We start from the raw sequence: 22,267 nt of genomic DNA on the forward strand, positions 1-22,267 counted from the left end.
CATGGCTGTCCCTCACGCCGACACCACCCGTGTCGCCTGCGCACAGCTCACGCTCGACGTCGGTCGTCCGGAGGGCAATCGCGCTGCGGCCCGCACGGCGATCGAGCGCGCCGCAGCAGCCGGGGCCGAGGTCGTGATCTTGCCCGAACTCACCAACAGCGGCTACGTCTTCCACGACTGGGCGCAGGCCGCCTCGCTCGCGGAACCCCTTCACGGCCCGACCGTCGCCGACTGGACCGCGCTCGCTCGGCGCCACCGGCTCGTCGTCGTCGGCGGCCTCTGCGAGCGCGGCGAAGACGGTCTGATCCGCAACTCGGCCGTCCTCGTCGACCCACAGGGCCTGCGGGCGGTCCACCGCAAGGCCCACCTCTTCGGCAGCGAGAAGGAATTCTTCGTCCCCGGCACGGAACCCCCGCCCGTGGTCGATACCGCCGTGGGCCGGGTCGGCCTGATGATCTGCTACGACCAGGAGTTCCCCGAGTATGTGCGCGCCCTCGCGCTGCAGGGGGCGGACCTGTTGTGTGTGCCGGTCAACTGGCCGCTGTTTCCCCGCCCCGACGGTGAGCGGCCATCCGAGGTGATCCGTGTGCAGGCGAACGCGGCGACCAACCGGATGTTCGTCGCCGTCTGCGACCGCGCCGGAACTGAGCGTGGCGTTTCGTGGACCGGTGGCTCGGTGATCGTCGACCTGGACGGCTTTCCCGTTGCCGGACCCGCGACCGAGACCGGCGGCGACCTGCTCATCGCCGACTGTGCGCTGGCCACCGCCCGCGACAAGGGTCTCGGCGAGCACAACGACGTCCTCGGTGACCGCCGTCCCGAGCTCTACCGCAGCATCGTCAGCTCCGCCGGCCCCGAAGAGGACGAGGCACGCTGAGCGCGACGCTCAGCGGCCCGATGGATGCCACCCGAGTCCCTCGCCAGGTCGACCATGTGGACGTGGCCGTTGTCGGCGTCCCGTTCGACAGCGGCGTCAGCTACCGCCTCGGCGCGCGCTTCGGCCCTGCCCATGTCCGCGCCTCGTCCAAGCTGCTGCTCTCCCCTACCACCCTGCACGGACAAGAGTCCGCTGCGAGCGTGCAGGGCCGTGCAGGGGGTGTCGGGTTCGGTGGTGCAGGGGCCCGTGGCTCTACGGCTGGGTCTGCGGCGGGGAGGGGGGTTCCAGGGCGTCTCGCAGCATGGCCCGGGAGGTGATGCCCAGTTTCGGATAGATTTGGTAGAGGTGGGCGCCGACGGTCCGGTGGGAGAGGAACAGGCGTTCCGCTATCTGCTTGTTGGTCAGTCCCTGGGCGGCGAGCCGGGCGATCTCCAGTTCCTGGGGGGTGAGCGTGCGCGCCTTCGGTGTGCCGGGCCGGCGTCTGCCGGAGCCGGCGGCGCGCAGTTCCGTCTCGGCGCGTTCTGCCCATGGCCGGGCCCCGAGGTGTTCGAAGGTGGCCAGTGCTGCGCTGAGCGGTCCTCTGGATTCCGTGGTCGCTCTCACGCGTCGCAACCGCTCGCCGTAGGCGAGCTGGACGCGGGCGAAGTCGAACAGCCATCGTTCGGCGTCCGCGGTCGTCAGGGCTTTCGTGAACAGGTCGAGGGCTTCGTCGTCGTCCGCGGTGGCCAGGGCGGCGCAGGCCTGTGTCAGCAGGGCGTGGCGTGAGGAGAGGGCGGCCACACCGGCTTCCCGCATCGCGCGCGCATGGGCGGCGGCCTCGGTGCGCCGGTCGGTGCGGACGGCGGCTTCCACCAGGTCCATCGTCGCCCACAGGGCGTGCGGCGCGTGTGAGGCGAGGCTTCCGGCCGGGCTGATGGCGCTGGCGTGCCCGTACGCGCCGGCGAAGTCACCGCGTCCCAGGGCTGCCACGGCCGCTGCGTGGTGGGCGTAGTGCGCGGCGCAGTTCGCCCTCTGGCGGGTGGCCCAGTGCATGATCCGCCGGGCTGTCGCGTCCGCCCGGTCCGCCTGTCCGCGTGCGGCGTCCAGGATGGCCTGCACGTAGAGGAAGTACCAGACGAAGGCGGTGTAGCCGTGTGTTTCGCACAGCTGGATTCCTTCGTCGGCCAGTTGGGACGCCTCGTCCCACTGGCCGGTGAGGTAGTCGTCCAGGCAGAGGTGGATCAGGCCGGACAGGTAACGGCGGGCCGGTCCGCCGTCGCGTCCCACGCGCACCACGCGCCACATCGCCTCGCGGGTGTCGCCGAGCCGGTCGAGGTAGAGGGCCGCCGTGCCGGTCCGCGTGATCTGGACGAAGTCGGTCGCCCGGGCCAACTGCGCGATGAGCTCGTCGAGTTCCTGTGAGGCCTGGGCGCCGGTGCGCGCGGGGTCGGAGAACGTCTTGCCCAGCGCGGACAGGAGCGTGGGCGCCCTGGGGGTCAGTTTCTCCAGTGCCCGGTAGTAGGGCTGCCACAGGTCTCGCCGGGCGCCGAAGAAGCAGATCAGTGCGAGCGTGTGCAGAGCGTCCACGATCGCCTTGTCGTCGGCGTCGTACGCGTGGATTCCGGTGTCGATGGCGGCCACCAGCAGGCTGTGGGCCGTGTCGACGTCGCCGTCGCCGTTGAGGAGGAGAAGGGCGGCGGCCGCCGCCGAGTGCAGGCAGCTGCGGGAGGCCGGGGCCGTGTGCCTGGCGTCGTCCAGGAGCCGTCGGGCGCTGGGCAGTGCTCCGGTGGACTCGGCGCCGACGTAGGCCGCTTCCGCGAGCCGGCGGCTGCGGGCGGGGCCGGGCGGGGTGAGGTGTGCTGTCCGGATCAGGGTGCGCATGCCGCCCACGGCATCGCCGCGGCGCAGGGTGATCCGCGCCGCGTGCTCCAGCAGGGCGGCCACGTCCTCGTCCGGTTCCAGGGTCGCCTCGCCCAGGTGCCAGGCCCGGCGCTCGGGCTGGTCCACCAGGACGTGGGCGAGCGCCGCGTGCACCGCACGTCGTTCGCCGCTGGTGGAGGCCTCCACCACTGCCGAGCGGATGAGCGGGTGGCGGAAGGTGAGCCGTCGTGCTCCTTCGTCGATGTGCACCAGCTGCCCGCGCTCGGCCGGTGCCAGGTCGTCCAGGTCGTATCCGTCGTCCGCCTGACGCGAGGCCGCCTGCAGCACCCCGAGATCACCGACGCCTTCCAGTGCGGCCAGCAGCAGGAAACGCTGCGACGACTGCGGCAGACTCGTGATCCGGGAGCCGAACACGGTCTTCAGGCGCCGGCTGAGCGGCAGCACGGCGGGGATGTCGTCGTGGAGGGGACCGTGCACCGCGGGCAGCGCGGACGGCAGCTCCAGCAGGGCCAGCGGGTTGCCGTGCGCCACGGCCAGCAGGCGCCGGCGTGCGCAGGTGACCAGGTCCGGGAACCTCGTGCTGACCAGGTGGTCCGCGGACTTGCCGTCCAGCGGCTGCAGCCAGTAGGTGGGCAGGACGCCGCTGTCGTGCAGGCTGTGGGAATCGGAACGCGACGTGGCGAGGAAGCTCACGCGGATGCCGGCGGCCCGCCGCGCGACGAAGACCAGCACCGCCGCGCTCGCCGGGTCGAGCCAGGGCAGGTCGTCGACGAGCAGGACGAGCGGGTCACCGGCCGCCACCTTCTGCAAAAGGAGCAGGACGGCGTTGGAGACCATGAGCTGTTCCGGCGGCGGGCCGCTTTCGAAACCGAGCGCGACGCGCAGGGCATCACGGAAGGGCGCCTGCAGTTCGCCAAGTGCGTCCTGGAAGGGGAAGAGGATCTGGTTGAGACCCGAGTAGCTGCAGTTCGCCTCGAACTCCACACCGGCGGCGCGCAGCACCCGGGGTCCCTGCGTCCGGGCCGTCTCGGCGAGGGCGTCCAGCACTGCCGTCTTGCCGACGCCCGCTTCTCCCGACAGCAAGAGCGCTCCGCCTGCGGTACCGAAGCCCACAAGGTCGCGGATCCGCTGAAGGTCCTGGTCCCGGCCGATCAATGGGCGGGCCGTGCCGCGTGGGCGGGAGTCACTGTCGATCATTACACGCTTTTCGTCGCTGTTCGCAGGCCAGCTCCATTTTGAACTAGTGCATAACAGTAATTGAAATAGGAGAATACACGGTCGATGGCGGGCTCTGCCGTCCGGTCCACGCCGCCGGCCACGGTCGGTCCTGGCCGGGCTCAGCTCCGGATGCTCGACGCCGCGGAGTGCACGCCCGTCGGCCGTCCGCGGCCCCGTGACGCGGTGGTGGTGGAGGGCCTGGGCCGGGGCGGCCTCTTCGGCCTCGTCCCCGCCCGGGGACTGCGGCCCGTCCCGGCCGGCGTCGACGACGAGGCCCTGCCCAACGACGTGGACGCGGCCCTCGGCAGGGTGCGGGGCGGCATGTCCCGCGAGCTCTCCAGCAACGCCGGAATGCGTCGCTGGGACCGCTGCGGGCCGGCTTCGGTCCCTACAGGAGCAGGGCAAGGCTCACACCACCGCACGTGCGGTGGTGTGAGCCTTGCCCTGCCTGCGGCGGGAGGGGGTGGGTCAGGGACCGGTGCCGAAGGCCTGCCTGAGTGTGGTGATGGCCTGGGCCGTTGCCCTGCGGGCCGGCTCGGTGGACGACAGCGCGTCGAGCATGACGAAGTCGTGGATGGTCCCGTCGTACCGGGTCGCGGTGACCGGCACACCCGCGGCGCGCAGTTTCGCCGCGTAGGCCTCGCCCTCGTCCCGTACGACGTCGGCCTCAGCGGTGATGACGAGCGCCGGGGGCAGATCGGTGAGCTGCTCAGCGGTGGCCCGCAGCGGGCTGGCAGTGATCTGCGCGCGGTGCGTCTCGTCGCTCGTGTACTGGTCCCACAACCACCGCATGACGTCGCGGCGCAGACCGTAGCCCTCGGCGAACCGGTGATAGGAGCCGGTGTCGAAACCCGCGTCGGTGACGGGATAGAACAGCACCTGCTGGACGAACGAGACGTCCCCGCGTTCCTTGGCCAGCAGCGTCAGGGCCGCAGCCATGTTGCCGCCCGCCGAGTCGCCGGCGACGGCCAGCCGGGCGGGATCGATGCCGTGGTCGCCTCCCTGGCGCGCCAGCCACCGGGCCACCGCGTAGCACTCCTCCAGCGCGACGGGATAGCGCGCTTCGGGCGACAGCGTGTACTCGGGGAAGACCAGCGCGCTGCGCGCGCCCACGGCCAGCTCACGCACCAGCCGGTCATGCGTGCGCGCACTGCCGAAGACCCAGCCGGCGCCGTGGATGTACAAGGTGGCGGGCAGCATGCCGACGACTCCTCTGGGGCGCAGGATGCGGACCGCGACACTGCCCTTGGGGCCGCCGGAGACCGCGACCCAACGCTCGTCCGTCTCCGGCTGGGCGGGCGGTGGGGACTGCGCCTTCTCCAGCGCCCTGCGGCCCTGCACCAATCCCAGGTCGAACAGGAACGGCGGGGACGCGGTCGCCTCGGCGAACTCGCGAGCGGCCGGTTCCAAAACCGGTTCCCCCGGGGGCAGGACGTAATCAGGCATCACACATTCCTTGGCGGGTCAGGGCACCGCGCGAGGCACGGGCGTCCCGACAGCGAACGCCCGTTGAGTGTCAAAAGGCCGGCCGTGGCCGCGCAGCGCGGGACTGCTGCAAGACAACTCCCCCAAGAACGTCTGTGCATCGGTCATGTGACTGCGGGCGTGCGGCTCCGTCCGGCCTCGAGCGCGCCGGGCAGCCAGGTGCCACGGCCGCTGCGGCCGCCCCGTGCAAAGCCGGCCGGTCCCGCCGGACCCGCTCCGGGTCCGTCCGGCGAAGCACCCGGCCCCCCGGGGTATCCCTGCGTCTTTGGTCAAGGTGTCTTTGGTCAGGGTGTCTTTGGTCAGGGTGTCTTTGGTCGAGCTGGTGGAGTGGGGGGGCGGGGCGCCTGCGACGATGTGTCCGTGCATGCTGATGATCAGGTTGGCGAGGGTGTCTCCGCGGAGCTCGCGGCCTTCCTGCGCAGTGCGGTCGACGGCCGCCCGGTGAAGATCGCGCCTTCTGTGTGTGGGTGCGGCGGCCGCGTGTTCTTGGTGCTGGTCAATGCGTCCGGAGCGGAACGGGTGTGTTCTGGCTGCGAAAGCCGTGCGTTCGTCGCGGACAGCGAGGAGTACTGGAACGAGGAGTCCTGGGAGGACGACGAGCCTGGTGCGGCCGGCTGTCCGTGCGGGAGCGAGGAGTTCGAGGCCGCGGTCGCGTTCTCGCTCGGCGACGACGGATCGGTCCGCTGGGTGACCGTGGGCCTGCGGTGCACCAGGGACGGATTCTGCGGGGTCTATGCCGACTGGAAGATCGACTACGGCCCCACGGATCACCTCCTGACCAGGGTCTAGGCCGGCCGGGCGATGGTCCGGACGGGCTGGGGTTCGTGGAAGGTTCCGTCGCGGAGCAGGGCGAACAGCACGTCGGCCCCTCGTCGGGCAAGGCGCCGGGCGATGGAGCACCGGCTGCTCAGGCGGACCTGTCGCTGCCGTTCAGGATGGAGAACAGCTGCAACGCCTCCACATAGATCCACACCAGGGTCAGGGTGAGGCCGAAGGCCGCCAGCCAGGACTCCTCGCGTGGGGCCCCGTGGGTGATGCCGTCCTCGACCTGCTTGAAGTCCAAGGCCAAGAAGCACGCGCCCAGAAGGATGCCGACGACGCCGAAGACGAGGCCGAGGCCACCGCTGCGCAGGCCCAGGCCGTCACCGCCGGCGAACGCGGAGACCAGCAGGTTGGCGGCGTTGAGCAGCACGAAGCCGATCGCGGCGGCCGTCACGAAGCCGTAGAAGCGCCGGGTGACACGGATCCAGCGCATCTTGTACGCGATCAGCACACCGGCGAAGACCGCCATCGTGCCGAGCACCGTCTGGATCACCACGCCGGAGCTGATGTAGGTGGAGGTGACGCTGGAGATGACTCCGAGGAAGACGCCTTCGAACGCCGCGTACGCCAGGATCAGTGCCGGGAGGGGCTTGGCCTTGAACGTCTGGACGAGTGAGAGGCCGAAGGCCAGCAGACCGGCTCCGATCGCGATGCCGTACGACCTGCTCAGGTCGGCCTCGTCGACGGGCAGGAGCACCCACGCGAGGACGGCGCAGAGCACGACCGTGGCGAGTGTCGTTGCGGTGCGGGCCACGACGTCGTCGATGGTCATCGCGCTCTGCGCAGCAGGCCGGGCATCAGGCATGGTGTCCGCGTCGTGTGCGTTCGCGCTGCGGCCGGCCGTGTCCTGCGCGTAGGGGTTGGTACCCATCGGGGTGTCATCGGTGTGCGGCTGCTGCCCGGTGTGGTGGAACGCCCGTCGTGAGAAGACGGGATTGCTGCTCTTCATCTCACTCTTTCCTCTGTGGTTCGCCCCGGGTCCGGTCTCGATGTGGATCTGAAGATCCGGGTACCGGGTCGGCGGGATGCCTCGAAACGGTTTGCGTCGATGGCTTGCGGCACGGGCGGCAGCTCACCGGCCTCGTGCAATCGGGTGTCTGAGGGGTGCGCGGGAGCGTGGGCCGCTTGCCTGGGGCCGGTGTGCTCGTGTGTTCGTTCTCGGCCACCGACCGTGCGGATGCGGAGCCGGCCGAAGCCCGGCGGGCCGCGCCGACCGGCCATGCGCTCACGGCCGGTGCCGCCAGGCCGGCGGTAGGCCGCCGGCGTTCCTCATCCGCGTCGGGACACGGCGGTTCGCCGGGCGTCGTCGGTGTGCACCCGGCCGGCGGCAGTGTCGCGGTCTCGGCGCGCAGCCCGCTCGCTCGCAAAAGCCCGGGGACCGTGGTCAGTCGAAAAGGCCGCGCCGGCATGCGGCATCGGTGAGCTTCCGGACCAGACGCAGGCGACCCTGACGCAGGTGCGCGGTCACGGTGCCCAGGGGCAGGCCCAGGATCTCCGCGATCTCCACGGGGGAAAAGTCCTCGGCGTCCGCCAGGTACACCACCATCCTCAGCGCGAGCGGAAGGTGCTCGAGCGCGGCCGTCACCTCATGGCCGGGCAACCGGTCCAGGGCCTGGACCCCGAGCGTCAGCAACGCCGGGGCATGCGGGCGTTGCCCTGCCGGCCGGCCGTCGCGGTCCTGGTCTGCCGGCCAGGCGGGGCGCGGCGGGCACGGCCGCCCGCCACAGGCGCTAAGCGCGCTGTCGTCCAGGGTCCGGAACATCCAGACCCTGAGGTCGGTGATCTTTGCGCCCGACCCGAGCGCGTCGAGGGTGCGGCGATACGTCTGATGGACCAGGCCTTCCGCGCAGGCGCCGGTGCATGTCATCTGTCTCGCGGCTGCGTACAACCGGTCCAGCAGCGGCACGGCCTCGCGCTCGAACCGTGCGAGTGCGGCACGCGTGAGGGTTGTCGGCGGGCTTCCGTGCCCGCCTGCGCTCTCACCGTCGTCCTCGCCCGTACGACGTTGCCGGCCGAGGTGCCCGGCAGGGCAGGGGGTGGGGTTCACGTCTGCGGCTGTGCGGGATCGTGAACGGCCAGGTGGCGGTGGCGGCCCCGGCCGGGACGTCTGAGGTCCCACACGCGTTCGGGCGCCGCTCCCCCACGGTGGCGGCCTTGCGCGCGATCGGTGCTCCCCGACCGCCACGGGGCGTCGGCAGTCAGAGATATTGCTGAGGACATGGCGTTCTCCAGAAGGCGAAACAGAATGCGTCCCGCGAAAGGGCGATGGACGCAGGAAGCCTGGCCGCCGGGCAGGCGGCGACAGGAAAGTCATCGGATGGAGTGGATTGCGTGGTCCGGGGCGCTCTGCCGGGCAGCGGGCACGCCTCGGCGCCGGATGCGCACACCGACGTCACAGCGCCGGCGCGCCGGCCGGCCCGTGCACGGGCCGAATCCGCACCGACCCTGCCGGAACAGGCAGCACCGCCCCTCCCCCACCGCTCACGCACATGCGCGTGCGTGGAACATCACGCCGCACGGACGCCCAACGCACCCGCATGCCAGGTGTCTTGAGGCACCGTCGGGCATCCGGCCCGGCGGCCGGCGTCGGGGGCGGACGCGGCATGCGGCGTGGCCGCGTGGCCCGGGGTGGCCGAGGGACCCGGGGTCGAGTCGCTCGGCCACCCCGTGGAGCCGGAACCGCTGCCCAGGGTCGGGCACGGCCGGGCACGGTCTGCTAGCGAAGGGACCGGAAACCGGCGCGGAGCTCGTCGACGAACAGGGCCGGCTGCTCCCAGGCCGCGAAGTGGCCGCCCACAGGGAGCCGGTTGTAGTGGACGAGGTTCGGGTAGGCCTGCTCGGTCCAGCTCTTCGGGGGCTGGAAGAGCTCGTCGGGGAAGACACTCACGGCAACCGGGAGCTTGACGCCCTTCGGGGCGAAGAACGGGGAGATCCGGTTCTCGGCGTAGAGACGGGACGCGGACACACCCGTGTTCGTCAGCCAGTAGAGCGTGATGTTGTCCAGGACGTCGTCCCGGGACAGGCCCTCGACCGCCCCGTCGAACGCCCGGGAGATCATGGCCAGGCTGGCCGCGTCGTGGTCGAGCAGGAAGGCCGCCAGGCCGACCGGGGAATCCGCCAGCCCGGTCAGCGTCTGCGGACGGGAGGCCATCATGAGGGCGTAGTAGACGTGCTTGTAGAAGAAGTCCAGCTGCTCGACAGCGGCCTTCTCCTCGTCGTCGGCCAGAACGACGTCGGACGGCAGCGGGTTGCCCACCGCCACGGCCTGCTCGATGGCGGGCGGGAACACGCACGCCAGGTTGGTGTGGATGCCGACAAGACCCTCGGGTTCCTGCACACCCATCATCTCGGTGATGAGCGCACCCCAGTCGCCGCCCTGGGCCACGTACTTGGTGTAGCCCAGGCGCTTCATCAGCTCGGCCCAGGCCACGGCGATGCGCTCGGGGTCCCAGCCGGTCGAGGTCGGCTTGCCGGAGAAGCCGTAACCGGGCATCGACGGGATCACCACGTGGAAGGCGTCCGAGGCGTCCCCGCCGTGGGCCGTCGGGTTGGTGAGCGGCTCGATCAGCTTCATCTGCTCGATGACCGTCCCCGGCCAGCCGTGCGTGACGATCAGCGGCAGGGCATCCTCATGCTTGGAACGGACGTGGATGAAGTGGATGTCCAGACCGTCGATCTCGGTGATGAAATGCGGCAGCGCCTTCAGCTTCGCCTCGGCCTTGCTCCAGTCGTACTCCGAGGCCCAGTACCGCGCCAGTTCCTGGAGGGTGGCCAAAGGGGTGCCCTGCGACTGGTCGGTGACGGTCTCCTTCTCGGGAAAACGCGTCGCGACGATCCGCGCACGCAGGTCCTCGAGCTCCGCCTGGGAGAACTCGAACGTGAACGGGCGGATCGCTTCCCGGTCAGGGGTGACGGACATGATGGCCTCCATGATGTCTCAGCTAGGTGCAGGAGAAGTCGGGATTCGACGCTGAGTTCGCAGATGAATGTGCGACGTGTCGATCCCGTCGGCCGGCACTGCGGGCTGCGGCCCGCACTTCCTTCCGGCGCATTTCCATGATGGGCCAGGGCCGCCCCATCAGTAATCTGGAAAGTGACCTAGATTCCACAGAGGCGGTGGCATTTTCTTCTAGGTAACGTGACGCGGCGCCACCGGCAGACGGCATGACAGTCATGTGACCCAATCCCGCCCGACCCGCCATGACGACGGACTGGGCAAGGGAGTTGCCGCATGATCGGGTGCCGTCCGGCAAAAAAAGGGGGGATCACGCAGCACAGCAAAACCCCGGACGCCCCCGTACTTTGACCCGCTTGCTTCGACGCCGGCGCCATGGACCGGAAGAAACTCCGTGATCCTCACTCATGGCCAAGTAGCCACCGATCGACGCCGATTACGGGAGCGACCTCGACCGCTCACGCCGGTCACTGCCCTGCGCACCGGGACGGGATCGGGGGCAGGCGCCTGATCAGCTCGGCCGGGGCCAGAGCCGGGACGCGCGGCTGCGGCTGCGGCTACGGCGGAGGGGTCGATGGGGCCGGACGCGCCGGACGCTCTGCGGGCCCGGCGCCCAGGGCGACCACCGCGGTCACGAGGACCTGGTTCTGCCGCAGGTACCGGGCAAGCCGGCAGCCGTGGGCTCCGGTGCCCTCGACCCCCACCGGCAGGTGGGTGCCGGCTGGTGGCAACAACGCACCTTTACGTCTGTGGGCGATGCGCGGACATGTGTGAGCGCCGACGACCGTGAACTGCGCGGCCTGGACCTGGAAGAGGCGCACAAACGCCCGTCGCCCGTCGCCTGTCGGGCGACGGGCGACGAACGACGGACGACGGACGACGGGCTGGGACCATGTGACACCAGGGCAGCTGCACGGCCGGGTGGCGTGGAACGACGGTCTCTGCACACCGGAGCCTCGGCGAAGGCGTGCGGGTGGGGCGGTGAGCCGCCGACGCAGCCTGAAGGCCGCCCCTGCAGGCAGCGGGCTCTGGCCGAACAGGGACAGCGGGCGGCTGTGTTGCAACGGAGCCGCCCGCAACACCCTGAAGGGGCCCCGCCTGCTAGCAGGCGGGGCCCCTTCACGCGGGTACGACACCACTGCCTCAGATGCCGTCCCCGTGCGCCGCAGGTTGCTTGGTGACGTTGCGCGCACCTTATGGGTTGCCACCGATACAGCAGGCTTGGGCCGGCTCAGCTTCTGAGCCGGCGGGAGCCGATGAGGGCGGCGGCTGTGCCGGCGAGAGCAAGGAAGTGCTCGGCCTTGCGCTCGTAGCGGCGGTGCAGGCGTCGGCATCCGGCGAGCAAGGACACGGTTGTCTCAACGACCCAGCGGTGGCGGCCCGGTCCCGTGCGTTGTCCGGCTTCGCCTGGCGCGCGTCATGCCGCCCGGGGGAAGGGTCAGGCGGCGTGGTGGACGGCCACGGGTTCGCCGGGTGCAGGGTGGTGGGCCACGCTCGGGTGCGCGCGAGGGGCGGTGCGGTCGGTGGCCGCGCTCTGCGGCCGGTGCCGTGCGAAGACGACGAGGCGCAGCACCGCGAACCGCGCGATGCCGACGAGCGCGGAGGCCGACAGGTAGACGATCTGCACGAGCACGACGCCGGGTGCCACCACAAGTTGCTGCAGGATGAACATCGCCCCGCAGGTCGCCACATAGGCGGCCGCCGCGGACCCGGCGGACTGCGCATGCTGGCGCCGGGTCGCGCGGGTGCCCCCGCCGAAGGTGAAGCGGGCGTACAGCTCGGTGGCCAGGAGCGTGGAGACCACGGCGACCAGGGCGTTGGCCAGGCTCCAGGCGATCAAGGAAGCCAGGGCCGTCACGGCGAAGCTGGAGGCGAGTCCCACGGCGCCGCCGCAGAGCACGAATCGGGCGAAGGCGGTGACGTTGCCGGGTTCCGCCGGCTGCTGTCTCGGCGCTGTGTACATGTTCTGCCCCCTGTGAGAGCCCGCCCCGCACAGCGCGCACTTCCCGCCCCCGCAGGGCTCTCTCGCGTGTGGCGGATGAAGGAGGCGCCACGGTGCGTTCATGTCGCGGGCGATCTGCCTGTTGCGCACGGCCCGTATGTCCGCAGGCGGTGCCGGAGTGGTCATCGCGATGGTTCGGCTTCGACGCGACGAACGAATGTGGAGTCCCTTGCGATGCCCGACGTGTCGGGGAAGGGGCCCTGTCCCGTCACCTGCCGGAGGGCGGCGGCCCCAGGTGTTCCTGGTGCGGACGCCGCCTCCGGCACCCCGCGGGTGCCGCACCCGTCACCCGTGGCCGGCAAGGCCGCAGGGTCAGGAGTCCGCCCGTCTCGGCAGCCGCCAGTTCGGGCGCACGAAGTGACAGGTGTAGCCGTCCGGATAGCGCCTGAGGTAGTCCTGGTGCTCCGGCTCGGCTTCCCAGAAGGTGTCGGCCGGCACGACTTCGGTCACCACGCGTCCCGGCCACAGGCCCGACGCGTCGACGTCGGCGATGGTGTCCTCGGCGATGCGCCGCTGCTCGGCGTCGTGGTAGAAGATGGCGGAGCGGTAGTCGACGCCGACGTCGTTTCCCTGCCGGTATCTCGTCGTCGGGTCATGGATCTGGAAGAAGTACTCCAGGACGGTGCGGTAGTCGGTGGCGGCAGGGTCGAAAACGATCTCGATCGACTCCGCGTGGTTGCCGTGTTCGAAGTAGGTCGGGTGGCGCATGATGCCGCCGCTGTATCCCACCCTCGTGCTCACGACGCCGGGGAGGGTGCGGAGCAGATCCTGCATGCCCCAGAAACAGCCGCCCGCGAGCCATGCTTTGTGCTGGACTTCACTCATAACCTGTTCGCCTTTCTTCGATGTTCGAGAACACCCGTGCATCCGGGCCGGTGCGCGTTAGGGTCGGCGGCCGGCCAACGCCCGGGCGTCCTGTAGTGATTGCGGGCAGCTCACGCGCCGGGCCGGTTCGCGGTGCTGCACTCTCGCCGGTGTGACGGCGGCACACACGGGCCCGCGAAGGCCCCGTGCGCGGGCCCGTACCCCCACATCGCCGCTGTCTGCGCCCATGACCAGACCCAGGTGGGGTCCGGCCACCCGCCGCAGCGGCCGACACCGAACGTCGGGGGCCGTTGGCACAGCCCGCCCCAGGCGGTCGGGGCATCGCAGGGACGGCGCAGGCTGTGTGGGGGTGTGTCTGTCGCGGGTGGCACGCTCTGCCCGCCCTTTCCGGGGTGTCTCATCCGCGCGCGGGGGCGGTGACGGGCTCAGGAAAAGAAGACGGGTCCCGCGCTCCGGTCCCCCGCTGTCGGGCGCGGGGCCGAAGCCGGGGGTTGCGGGACCCGCCGGTCGAGGGGGCCCTAGGAGGGTCGGCCCGGTACCCGGCCTCCAGGCGTCGGCGTTCGGGTGCTCATGGCCCGGGCGCGTGGCGTGGCCGGGTGACCCCGGGGCGGCCGAGTGGCCCGCGAAAAGGCCGCTCGATCGCCCCGGTGCGTCAGCGCCCGTGCAGTGGTCCGTAGACGACGGACTAGCGCAGGGAGCGGAAGCCCGCACGGACCTCGTTCACGAGCTGCTCCGGCTGCTCCCAGGCGGCGAAGTGGCCGCCCTCCTCGAGCCGGTTGTAGTGGACGAGGTTCGGGTACGCCTGCTCGGCCCAGCTCTTGGGGGCTTGGTAGACCTCGTCCGGGAAGACACTGACGGCGACCGGGAGCTTGACGCCCTTGGCGCCGAGGAACGGGGTCTTGTTCTCCGCGTACAGACGCGCCGCGGACACGCCGGTGTTCGTCAGCCAGAACAGCGTGATGTTGTCCAGGACGTCGTCCCGGGTGAGGCCCTCGACCTGTCCGGCGAAGGCCCGGGCGATCATCTGAAGGCTCGGCGCGTCGTGGTCGAGCAGGTAGGTCGCCAGGCCGACGGGCGAGTCCGCGAGTGCGGCCAGCGTCTGCGGGCGCGAGGCCATCATGAGGAACTGGGCGATGTTCTGGTACAGGTGGCCGACCTGCTCGACCGCACGCTTCTCCTCGTCGTCGGCCACCACGAAGTCGGCGGGCAGCGGGTTGCCGACCGCGAGCGCCTGCTCGACGGCGGGCGGAACGGTGCCGGGCAGGTTGACGTGGATGCCCGCCAGGCCCTCGGGCTCCTGCACGCCCATGAGGTCCGAGATGATGGCACCCCAGTCGCCGCCCTGCGCCACGTACTTGGTGTAGCCCAGGCGCTTCATCAGCTCGCCCCAGGCACGCGCGATGTGCTCGGCGTCCCAGCCGGCCGAGGTCGGCTTGCCGGAGAACCCGTAGCCCGGCATCGACGGGATCACCAGGTGGAAGGCGTCCGAGGCGTCCCCGCCGTGAGCCGTCGGGTTGGTGAGCGGTTCGATGATCTTCAGCTGCTCGATGATCGACCCGGGCCAGCCGTGCGTGACGATCAGCGGCAGGGCGTCCTCATGCTTGGAACGGACGTGGATGAAGTGGATGTCCAGGCCGTCGATCTCGGTGATGAAGTGCGGCAGCGCCTTCAGCTTCGCCTCGACCTTGCGCCAGTCGTACTCCGACGCCCAGTAGCGGGCGAGTTCCTGCACCGTCTCCAGCGGCACACCCTGCGAATGGTCTGCGACAGTCTCCTTCTCGGGAAAGCGCGTCGCCTGAATGCGCGCACGCATCTCCTCGAGCTCCGCCTCGGGGAACTCGAACGTGAACGGACGAATTGCGGACATGTTGGTCTCCACGATGTCTGAAGTGTTTTCAGCAGAGGGGGCGGGATTCGACGCCGAGTTCGGATGTTTCCGTAACTCGTCTCTCCCGCCGGCCGAAGCCAGGGACCGTGTGACCCGGTCCTGCTTTCCGGCGCACTTCCATGATGGGCCCGGGGTGCCGCCCCGGTAATCCGGAACGTGACCTAGATTCCGCACGGGGCGGTGTCGTTCTTCCCCGGTAACCTGACGCGGTACGTCACGCATGTCGCGGGCAGTCATTCGACTTACAGCGGCTCACACAAGGAGATAGCCCGGCCACGATGACGGCCGGCAAGACCGCACACGTCCTCGCCCTCGCCCTCGCCTGCACAACCACAGCCCTCACCGGCCACCGACGGCTGATCCGGTGAGCCGGTCGAGCGGGAGCACAGACCGGCCCACACCGGTGGTGTCAGTGACGGCCCGTAGGGTGCGCTGGTATTCGACGAGGAGGTTCCATGGGCTTTTCCGGTCATCTGGTCTTTGCACGCAGCGAGCGCCCGCTGCGGGAAGCACCCCTGTTCGACAGCACCGATCCAGAGCTGAACGACGAGGTGTATGAGTGGCCGCCGCGACCGGGCGGCTGGCAGACCCTGCAACTGGACCACGGCATCTGGGAGGACGAGGACCTGCCCGACCTGGTCGAATGGACGGGTGCGCCGGCTTGCGTCGCCGACATCTCCGACAGCAGCATCGCCCTCGTGACCGCACTGGACACCACCGGCCGACGCTGGCAGGCATGGCTCAACCTCGACAACGCCGCGGCCCTCCTCGTCGAGGAACCCGAGGACGTGGACGACATGAGCCTGTGGATGGCCACCCCGGAGTTCGACGAGGCCATCAGACACAAACTCGCCGAACTCGATGCAGAGGTTCCCGCCGACGCCGAAGGCGCCCTCGCGTGGGCCTCAGCAGCCGGCGTCCCGGCCACGGCACAGCAATCCCGGATCGAGGAACTGCTGCGTTCTCACGAAACCTTCGCGGAGGAACTGTTCGACGCACTACTGGACGAACTGGGCTTCCCCGAAGCCGCCCAGTCCTCACCACAGCCATAGGAAACGACGTATCAGCCCAACTCCTTCACGACGGCCCGCCCGTTTCCTCGGCGGGCCGTCCCGGCCGCCCGGAGCAACACAAACACACTGCGGACCCCGCCCGGACACGCCGGCCGTGCCACCGTCGCAGCACGACGACCGGGCAGGTTCGGCCGCCGGGCGCGCCGTCGCGGATCCCCCTGTCCACCCCGGCGCTCACCGTCCGACCGAGGACCGCACCCGCACCCGCACCCGCACCCGCAGGACGGCTCGACGCGTGAATCCTCCCCCTCACAGCGAGAGGACCTCTCGCCTACCGGTGAGAGCCTTCACGACGCACCAGCCCGGCCTGCCGGCCCTCTCGGCTCGGAGGCATGTGCTGCGGAAACACCGGTGGATCCGGGCTCAGCCGTTCTTCTCATGCCTGCTGTCGTCCATGTCATCACATAGGACACCCTCTTCAGTCAGCTGACTGATGCCCAGGATGTGGTCGTGGAGCCAAGGTGGACGAAATTCCCGCATCGAAAGGGGCGTCGCCCCATGCCATACGAGAAGCCGGGCCTTTCGGCTCGCGGCCGGTCCGCTCACCGCACGCGCCCGCTGCGCCTGCACATCGACAGGATTCTTTGCCCGTCGGTCCGTATCCCGCTCAAGGCCGAGTTCCATTACACCGAGGCGGACCCCCTCGTCGTGCTGATGGAACTGCACCCGGCACAGGGCGGGGTGGTCCCGTGGGCCCTCTCACGCGACCTGCTCTTCGACGGCACCGAAGAACCCAGCGGCATGGGGGACGTACGGCTGTGGCCGTCCATCGCCCACGGACGCCGTGTGGTGCACATGAAACTGGAGGCACATGGCCGGTCGTGCCTGCTCGAGATGGACCGGGGGCGGCTGGAGGAATGGCTGCTGGAGACCTTCGACCTGGTCCACCCCGGCACGGAGTTCCACCGGATGGACTGGGCCGCCGGTGTGGCCTCTCTCGTCGAGGGGAAGCGGAATCAGCCGTGAACCGGGCGGCACAGAGCGTGCGGGTCAGGGCGTGCACGGGCATGCCGTGTGCGGGAGTCGGCGGGCGAAGCCGCGCTCACCGGGGGTAGGCAGATCCTGGCCGGCGTTCCCGGCCGCAGGGGTTCGCGGCCGGCCAGCGGCGCGACCGAAAAGTGGCACCGGCATGCGCCCGCGGCTCGGCGAACAAACCCGCGGCAGTGCGAACAAAGGGATGCACGCCGCAGGGCGGCGGTTTCACCGTTCCGCGGTGGTGGCGTGTGAAGGATGCAGTGCCCATCCGCAGTCACATGACTGATGCGCAGACGCTCCCGCAGGAGTCGGGGCGCACGCAGTTGCGTACGACTGCTGCACCGCCACGGCCCTTGACGGTCACTGGACATCGTCTGCCCGGCGCCGGATTCCGGTGCCTGTGCACACTGGTCCCGCCCGTCACCGACACCGATTTCGAGGCCGGCGCCTGTCACCGGTTGGCTGAGGGCTGTGTCCTGCGCCGCGATGCCGTGCAGTGGTTGTGGGACCCGCACACGAGCGGCGAGATGCGCCGCGCGCAGATCACCGCCGGCCCGCTGCGGGCCGGCCAGGAGCAGTCCAGCCGTCTGCCCCCGGTACTTGTCGTCACCGCACAGGCCGACGTCGTACGGGATGAGGGCAAGGCTCTGCGCGGCGAAGCCGCGCGCTGCGGGCGTGCCGGTCACCGTGCCCCATACGACGGGACCATCCACGACGTCGTCATGCTCGACGCGCTGTCGTCCACCGAGGCGGCCCGCAGGGCAACGGCCCAGGCCATCACCACACTCCGGCAGGCCCTCGGTGCCGGTGTGCCGGTCTCTGACCCGCCGGGACCCGGGCCGCGGGCGGGGCAAGGCGCCGGACGCCCGATGCCATCCGTCAGCCAAAACGCCCGGTGCGGTGCGGGCGGATCGCGGCGGTGACGGCGTCGGCCAGGGCCGGCACCTCGTCCGCCGTCAGGGGCGAGATGGTGATGCGGATGCCGGGCGGTGAAGCGAGCCGGAAGCGAGCGCCGGGCGCGACCGCCCAGCCGGCCTGCAGCAGCCGGGTCACCGCCCCAGTCTCATCGGGAACCGGCACCCACACATTCATGCTGCTGCGGCCATACGCCGTCACACCGCGGTCGGCCAGTGCCTGCACGAGCGTGTCGCGGCGCGCGGCATAGGCGGCGGACACCGCCGCCACGTCCACCGCGCCGGTGCGCCACAGATGGGTCACGGTGTGCTGGAGCAGGTGACTGACCCAGCCCGGGCCCAGGCGGTAGCGGCCGCGGATCCGGTCCACGGTGAGGGGATCGCCGGTCAGGACGGCCATGCGCAGGTCCGGGCCGTAGGCCTTGGCCATCGAACGGACGAGCATCCAGTGCCGGGTGCTGCCGGCGAGCGGATGAAGCGGCAGTTCGGTCAGTCCGTGCACATGGTCGTCGTCGATGACGAGGACCTGCGGGTGATCCGCAAGCAGGGCGCGCAGGTCCTGGGCGCGGGCGGCGGAGATCGTGGCGCCGGTGGGGTTCTGGCCGCGGTCGGTGACGATCAGCGCCCGCGCCCCCTGCCGCAGGGCGCTGTCCACGTCGTGGGGCAGCGGGCCGTCGTCGTCCACGCCGACGGGGACGGGCCGCAGGCCGAGGGCGGGGACGAGGTCGAAGAGGCTGCCCCAGCCCGGGTCCTCGACCGCCACCGCGTCACCGGGCCGCAGATGCGCGGCAAGCGCGCGCTCCATGGCGTCCAGTGATCCGGAGCTGAGCCCGACGGGGCCGTCGGGGACGCCGTCGGCGTCGAAGGCAGCGCGGGCCAGACGGCCGAGCTCGTCGTCGACCGGGGCCTGGCCGTACAGCATGGGCTGCCGGGTGTGCCGGGCACCGGCCTCGGCCAGGGCCTCGCCGAGCGGGGGCAGCAACGCGGTGTCGGGATTGCCGTCGGACAGGTCACGCACGCCGGGCGGCACCTCCAGACGGATCTCGTCGTGCGCGGTGATGGCCGGGCGCGGCCGCACCCGGCTGCCGCGCCGGCCCGCGGTCTCGATGACGCCACGGTCACGCAGCAGGCGGTAGGCAGCGGCGACCGTGTTGGGGTTGACGCCGAGTGCGCCGGCGAGCTCCCGCAGCGGCGGGAGCGCGGCGCCCGGCGCGAGGGTGCCCTGCCCGATGGCCTCCTCGACGCTCGCTGCGATCTCCGCCGCACCCCGACCCGTGAACGTGTACTCTCCTATCACAACACCCATTATGCACTAGTTCAAAAGGATTGCGCTATATCTTCCCCGCCCCCCACCGGCAACGCCTACACCGCCACGGACCGCACCGTCCCCACCCGCATCCGCCGGCACGCCTCCTACGATCGTGAACTGGTGCACGCGATCCTCGACGCGGACTACCTCTGCCACCTCGGCTTCGTCCGCGACGGCGCCCCCGTCGTCCTGCCGACCCTCTACGCCCGCGTCGCAGAACGGCTCTACATGCACGGCTCCGTCGGCTCCCGGCCGCTGCGCTGCGCCGGCGAGGACACCGGCATCGCCGTGTGCCTGACCGTCACACACGTGGACGGACTCGTGCTGGCCCGCTCCGCCATCCACCACGCCATCAATTACCGCTCCGTCATCGTGCACGGCACCGCCCGCCAGGTCACCGACCCCGTCGAACGCTCCACCGCGCTGAACGCCCTGATCGAGAACATCGTGCCCGGCCGCGCCGCCGACTCCCGCCCCGCGAACGCCAAGGAACTCGCCGCCACCGCCGTCGTCGCCCTCGACCTCGACGAGGTCTGCGCCAAGGTACGCACCGGCGACCCCAACGACGACCCCGAAGACCTCGCCCTGCCCCACTGGACAGGCGTCCTGCCCGTCCAACGGACCTACGGCACACCCACGCCGGCCGGGGACCTCGACCCCACGATCACCACCCCCGACTACCTCACCAACCGCTGAAACACCACCCCCCTGAAGCACAGCGGACGCGGGGCTGCCGTACGACGAGGCACAGGAAACCACGGGCGTCACCGGAAGCCGCAGGCGCGCTCGCCGGGGTTCGATCGCACGAACGGGAACGCCCCCGCCGGAAGTGTCCGGCAGGGGGCATCCCATATGCGCGCCGTGGCGTTTCGGTACGGCCACTGGCCGTATCGAAACGCCGCGGCACCGGTCATCTGCCCGACAGGGCGACGTCGGCCTTCGCCGGGCTGTTGCGCTTCACACTCACCTTCTTGCTGCGCTTGCCGTGCCCCTGGTCGCTGACGGTGACGGTGACGGTGACGGCCGGCGCGGTCGCCTTCAGCCACACGTCGTACCCGCCCCGGCTGTCGGTCGTGACCGTGACCGGATGCCCGCCCGCATGCGACACGGCAACCCTCGCTCCGGGAAGGGCCCTGCCGGTGGCCTCATCGGTGACCTTGCCGGAGATCTCCGCCCAGGAAGCGGGAGCGTCCGCCTGCAGAGCGACGGGGACGGGCCGGTACACGTACGGCGAGTCGGTGATCATGGAGAGGGTGGCCGCGTATCCGCCCGGGGCCGCGAGGACCTTGGCGTCTGCGGTGACCCGGATCCGTGCCGAGCGGCCGGGTGCCAGCTTCACCGTCGTGCGGCTCTCCGACAGCCAGCTCACATCGTCGCCGCCGCACTGGTCGAACCCGGGCAGGATCGCCGCGCCGGTCGTGCCGTCCTGGAAGTACCCCGGATTCTTCGTCCCGCCGATCTGGGCAATCCCGCAACCGGTGCCCGTCCCGCCGGAGACGACGCTCTCGGGTGCACTGGGCAGATGGGTCCAGACATCGGCGACCGGGTCGTACTGCACCACGCGGTCTGTGCGCTCCATCGCGTGGCTGACGGGGCCGTACGCCAAGCCCCCGACCGCCTGGAGGCGGCCGTTGGCGGAACTGTAGGACGCGCCGGACACGGCGTAGGGCATGTCGGCGCCCCGCGACCAGGTGTCGGTCCTGGGGTGGTAGAGGTACGTGGCCGCCACGACCTCCAAGTCCTGGCCGCCCGCGCACACGATCGCGCCGACGACCCCGCCGCACCCGCCCGAATGCAGGGCGGTCGGGTAGTCGGCAATCCGGCTCCAGGTGTCGCGAGCGGGGTCGTAGCGGTAGACGGCTGAGCTTACGGACGAGTGGGCATTGAGACCGCCGGCCACGTACAGCTTGCCGTCGAGCACGGCAGCGAAGGCGCTCTCCAGCGGCTCGGGCACGTCCGCCACCCGCGACCAGCTGTCACTGCCCGGGTGGTAGGCGTAGGTGGTGGCGGTGACGATGCCGCTCTGGCCGCGCTCCGGCACGTAGGTGCCGCCGGCCACGTACAGGGTGCCGTCCACGAACGCGCCCGCGGCACCGGCGCGCGGCTGCGGAAGGTCGGCGATCGGTGACCAGGACGCGGCGCCGGGCGCGTAGACGTAACCGCTTCGGCGCGGTTCGCCTCCCCAGTTGTGGTCGAGGCCGCCCACCGAGTACGTCCTGCCCGCGTGGGAGCCGACAACGTTGGAGAAGACCGGCTCGGGGTAGTCGGGCAGTTTCTGCCACGACCCGTCGGCGGGGGCCGCCTTCGGTGTGGTTCTCGGCACGGCGCTCTGCTCGGCCACCGTGACCCTCAGGGGTGCGTGTCCGGTGTTGGTGAGGGTGAGGTCCTGGCTCACGCTGCCGCCCAGTGCGGTCTTCAGCGAGACCTCGCCGGGTGTGACCTTCAACCGTCCTGCCTGCAGTGTGGGGTGGTAGGTGAAGACCGTGTCGGAGACCGTGACGTCAGATCGGGCCGTCGTGTACCGCGGCGCGGTCGTGGTGAGTGTGTGGCGGGCCGCCGTCGAGCTGTACAGCCAGTAGAAGCCGTCAGCCAGGCCGGGGTCGTCGGGGGTGGCCGAGCTGACCGCGGTGGTGTAGGCGTCGGTGACCTGGGCGGAGGTGTCCGTGACGGTGGCGTCGTTGACGGGCCGGCCGGTGTTGGCGTCGCGGATTCCGGGAACAGCGGCCGCAGCGTGCCGGCCAACGCCGACAGGTGCAGGCCCGCCACATCGGCGCCGCTGGGTGCGGCTTGGCGGGCCATGTCGACGATCGGGCCGAGGGTCAGCGCCTCACGAAACGGCGGGCACACCGCCACCAGCGTGCGCGCACCTTCGTCGGCAAGTGCCGCCAAGGCCTCCTGCACCAGGCGGCTCTTGCCGATGCCCGCCTCGCCCTCCACCAACACCAGTGCAGGCACATGCTGCAGCGCCTGCGTCACACGCGTCAGTTCCGCGTCGCGCCCGACAAAACGGGGGCGGCCACACGCAGGGGATGTCGACAGTGCGGTCATGGATCTGAAGCAACGC

17 protein-coding genes and 2 pseudogenes are annotated in these 22,267 nt (G+C 70.7%); 7 read left to right on the forward strand and 12 right to left on the reverse strand.

From position 1 onward, the window contains the following. Window position 1: 1 nt before the first annotated feature. Complete coding sequence (locus tag ACZ4IF_RS42080; protein ID WP_467573764.1) at window positions 2-877, forward strand: nitrilase-related carbon-nitrogen hydrolase; 876 nt, start codon at window positions 2-4, stop codon at window positions 875-877. Between the two features lie 20 nt (window positions 878-897). After that, a complete protein-coding gene (locus tag ACZ4IF_RS42085; protein WP_467573766.1) occupies window positions 898-1,194 on the forward strand; it encodes an arginase family protein in 297 nt (98 codons plus the stop codon). Here the strand turns inward: ACZ4IF_RS42085 and ACZ4IF_RS42090 are convergent. Together ACZ4IF_RS42090 and ACZ4IF_RS42095 are read right to left on the reverse strand one after the other, a co-directional pair. Then, entirely contained in the window at window positions 1,130-3,934 is a 2,805-nt protein-coding gene (locus ACZ4IF_RS42090; protein WP_467573769.1) for an ATP-binding protein, read from the reverse strand. The two genes, ACZ4IF_RS42085 and ACZ4IF_RS42090, sit on opposite strands and share 65 nt — an antisense overlap. Window positions 3,935-4,423: 489 nt before the next feature. Beyond that, a complete protein-coding gene (locus tag ACZ4IF_RS42095) occupies window positions 4,424-5,401 on the reverse strand; it encodes an alpha/beta hydrolase (RefSeq protein WP_467573773.1) in 978 nt (325 codons plus the stop codon). A 399-nt stretch (window positions 5,402-5,800) separates the two neighbouring features. Between ACZ4IF_RS42095 and ACZ4IF_RS42100 the strand changes: the two genes are divergently transcribed. Further along, window positions 5,801-6,229, forward strand: a complete 429-nt coding sequence (locus tag ACZ4IF_RS42100) for a hypothetical protein (RefSeq protein ID WP_467573777.1) — start codon at window positions 5,801-5,803, stop codon at window positions 6,227-6,229. 118 nt (window positions 6,230-6,347) lie between these two features. Here ACZ4IF_RS42100 and ACZ4IF_RS42105 read toward each other — a convergent pair whose 3' ends face one another. The 7 genes and pseudogenes from ACZ4IF_RS42105 to ACZ4IF_RS42135 form a co-directional block, all read right to left on the reverse strand. Continuing rightward, complete coding sequence (locus ACZ4IF_RS42105; protein WP_467573780.1) at window positions 6,348-7,211, reverse strand: Bax inhibitor-1/YccA family protein; 864 nt, start codon at window positions 7,209-7,211, stop codon at window positions 6,348-6,350. Between the two features lie 435 nt (window positions 7,212-7,646). Then, window positions 7,647-8,168, reverse strand: coding sequence for a sigma factor-like helix-turn-helix DNA-binding protein (locus ACZ4IF_RS42110; protein WP_467573783.1), 522 nt, complete (start codon window positions 8,166-8,168; stop codon window positions 7,647-7,649). An 810-nt stretch (window positions 8,169-8,978) separates the two neighbouring features. Further along, window positions 8,979-10,181, reverse strand: coding sequence for an epoxide hydrolase family protein (locus ACZ4IF_RS42115; protein ID WP_467573785.1), 1,203 nt, complete (start codon window positions 10,179-10,181; stop codon window positions 8,979-8,981). A gap of 1,267 nt (window positions 10,182-11,448) precedes the next feature. Then, window positions 11,449-11,598, reverse strand: a pseudogene (locus tag ACZ4IF_RS42120) (IS5/IS1182 family transposase); the annotation flags it as partial. 57 nt (window positions 11,599-11,655) lie between these two features. After that, on the reverse strand, window positions 11,656-12,180 hold the full coding sequence (locus ACZ4IF_RS42125; RefSeq protein WP_467573788.1) for a GtrA domain-containing protein: 525 nt from the start codon (window positions 12,178-12,180) through the stop codon (window positions 11,656-11,658). 351 nt (window positions 12,181-12,531) lie between these two features. Then, the gene (msrA, locus tag ACZ4IF_RS42130; protein WP_467573791.1) at window positions 12,532-13,044 is read right to left on the reverse strand and encodes a peptide-methionine (S)-S-oxide reductase MsrA; all 513 of its coding nucleotides are present in this window, start codon (window positions 13,042-13,044) and stop codon (window positions 12,532-12,534) included. 685 nt (window positions 13,045-13,729) lie between these two features. Then, window positions 13,730-14,911 carry an epoxide hydrolase family protein gene (locus ACZ4IF_RS42135; RefSeq protein WP_467573794.1) on the reverse strand — a complete coding sequence of 394 codons (1,182 nt, stop codon included), beginning with the start codon at window positions 14,909-14,911 and terminating at the stop codon, window positions 13,730-13,732. 476 nt (window positions 14,912-15,387) lie between these two features. On the opposite strand from ACZ4IF_RS42135, the gene ACZ4IF_RS42140 reads away from it, so the two are divergent. The 3 genes from ACZ4IF_RS42140 to ACZ4IF_RS42150 all read left to right on the forward strand — a co-directional run bounded on the left by ACZ4IF_RS42140 (window position 15,388) and on the right by ACZ4IF_RS42150 (window position 17,903). Continuing rightward, window positions 15,388-15,984 carry a hypothetical protein gene (locus ACZ4IF_RS42140; protein ID WP_467573796.1) on the forward strand — a complete coding sequence of 199 codons (597 nt, stop codon included), beginning with the start codon at window positions 15,388-15,390 and terminating at the stop codon, window positions 15,982-15,984. 519 nt (window positions 15,985-16,503) lie between these two features. Continuing rightward, the gene (locus ACZ4IF_RS42145) at window positions 16,504-16,971 is read left to right on the forward strand and encodes an SsgA family sporulation/cell division regulator (protein WP_467573798.1); all 468 of its coding nucleotides are present in this window, start codon (window positions 16,504-16,506) and stop codon (window positions 16,969-16,971) included. A gap of 287 nt (window positions 16,972-17,258) precedes the next feature. Further along, window positions 17,259-17,903, forward strand: a complete 645-nt coding sequence (locus ACZ4IF_RS42150) for an alpha/beta hydrolase fold domain-containing protein (RefSeq protein WP_467573802.1) — start codon at window positions 17,259-17,261, stop codon at window positions 17,901-17,903. Here ACZ4IF_RS42150 and ACZ4IF_RS42155 read toward each other — a convergent pair. After that, window positions 17,860-19,191: an aminotransferase class I/II-fold pyridoxal phosphate-dependent enzyme gene (locus ACZ4IF_RS42155; protein WP_467573805.1), complete on the reverse strand. Its 1,332-nt coding sequence runs from the start codon at window positions 19,189-19,191 to the stop codon at window positions 17,860-17,862. The genes ACZ4IF_RS42150 and ACZ4IF_RS42155 overlap by 44 nt on opposite strands. Window positions 19,192-19,227: 36 nt before the next feature. Between ACZ4IF_RS42155 and ACZ4IF_RS42160 the strand changes: the two genes are divergently transcribed. Next, window positions 19,228-19,899, forward strand: a complete 672-nt coding sequence (locus ACZ4IF_RS42160; RefSeq protein WP_467573877.1) for a pyridoxamine 5'-phosphate oxidase family protein — start codon at window positions 19,228-19,230, stop codon at window positions 19,897-19,899. A gap of 214 nt (window positions 19,900-20,113) precedes the next feature. On the opposite strand, the gene ACZ4IF_RS42165 is transcribed toward ACZ4IF_RS42160, so the two are convergent. Further along, on the reverse strand, window positions 20,114-21,649 hold the full coding sequence (locus ACZ4IF_RS42165; RefSeq protein WP_467573808.1) for a Kelch repeat-containing protein: 1,536 nt from the start codon (window positions 21,647-21,649) through the stop codon (window positions 20,114-20,116). Between the two features lie 296 nt (window positions 21,650-21,945). Next, a pseudogene (locus tag ACZ4IF_RS42170) lies at window positions 21,946-22,251 on the reverse strand (ATP-binding protein); the annotation flags it as partial. Window positions 22,252-22,267 lie beyond the last annotated feature (16 nt).

It is taken from the genome of Streptomyces sp. NPDC025784, from assembly GCF_055558435.1.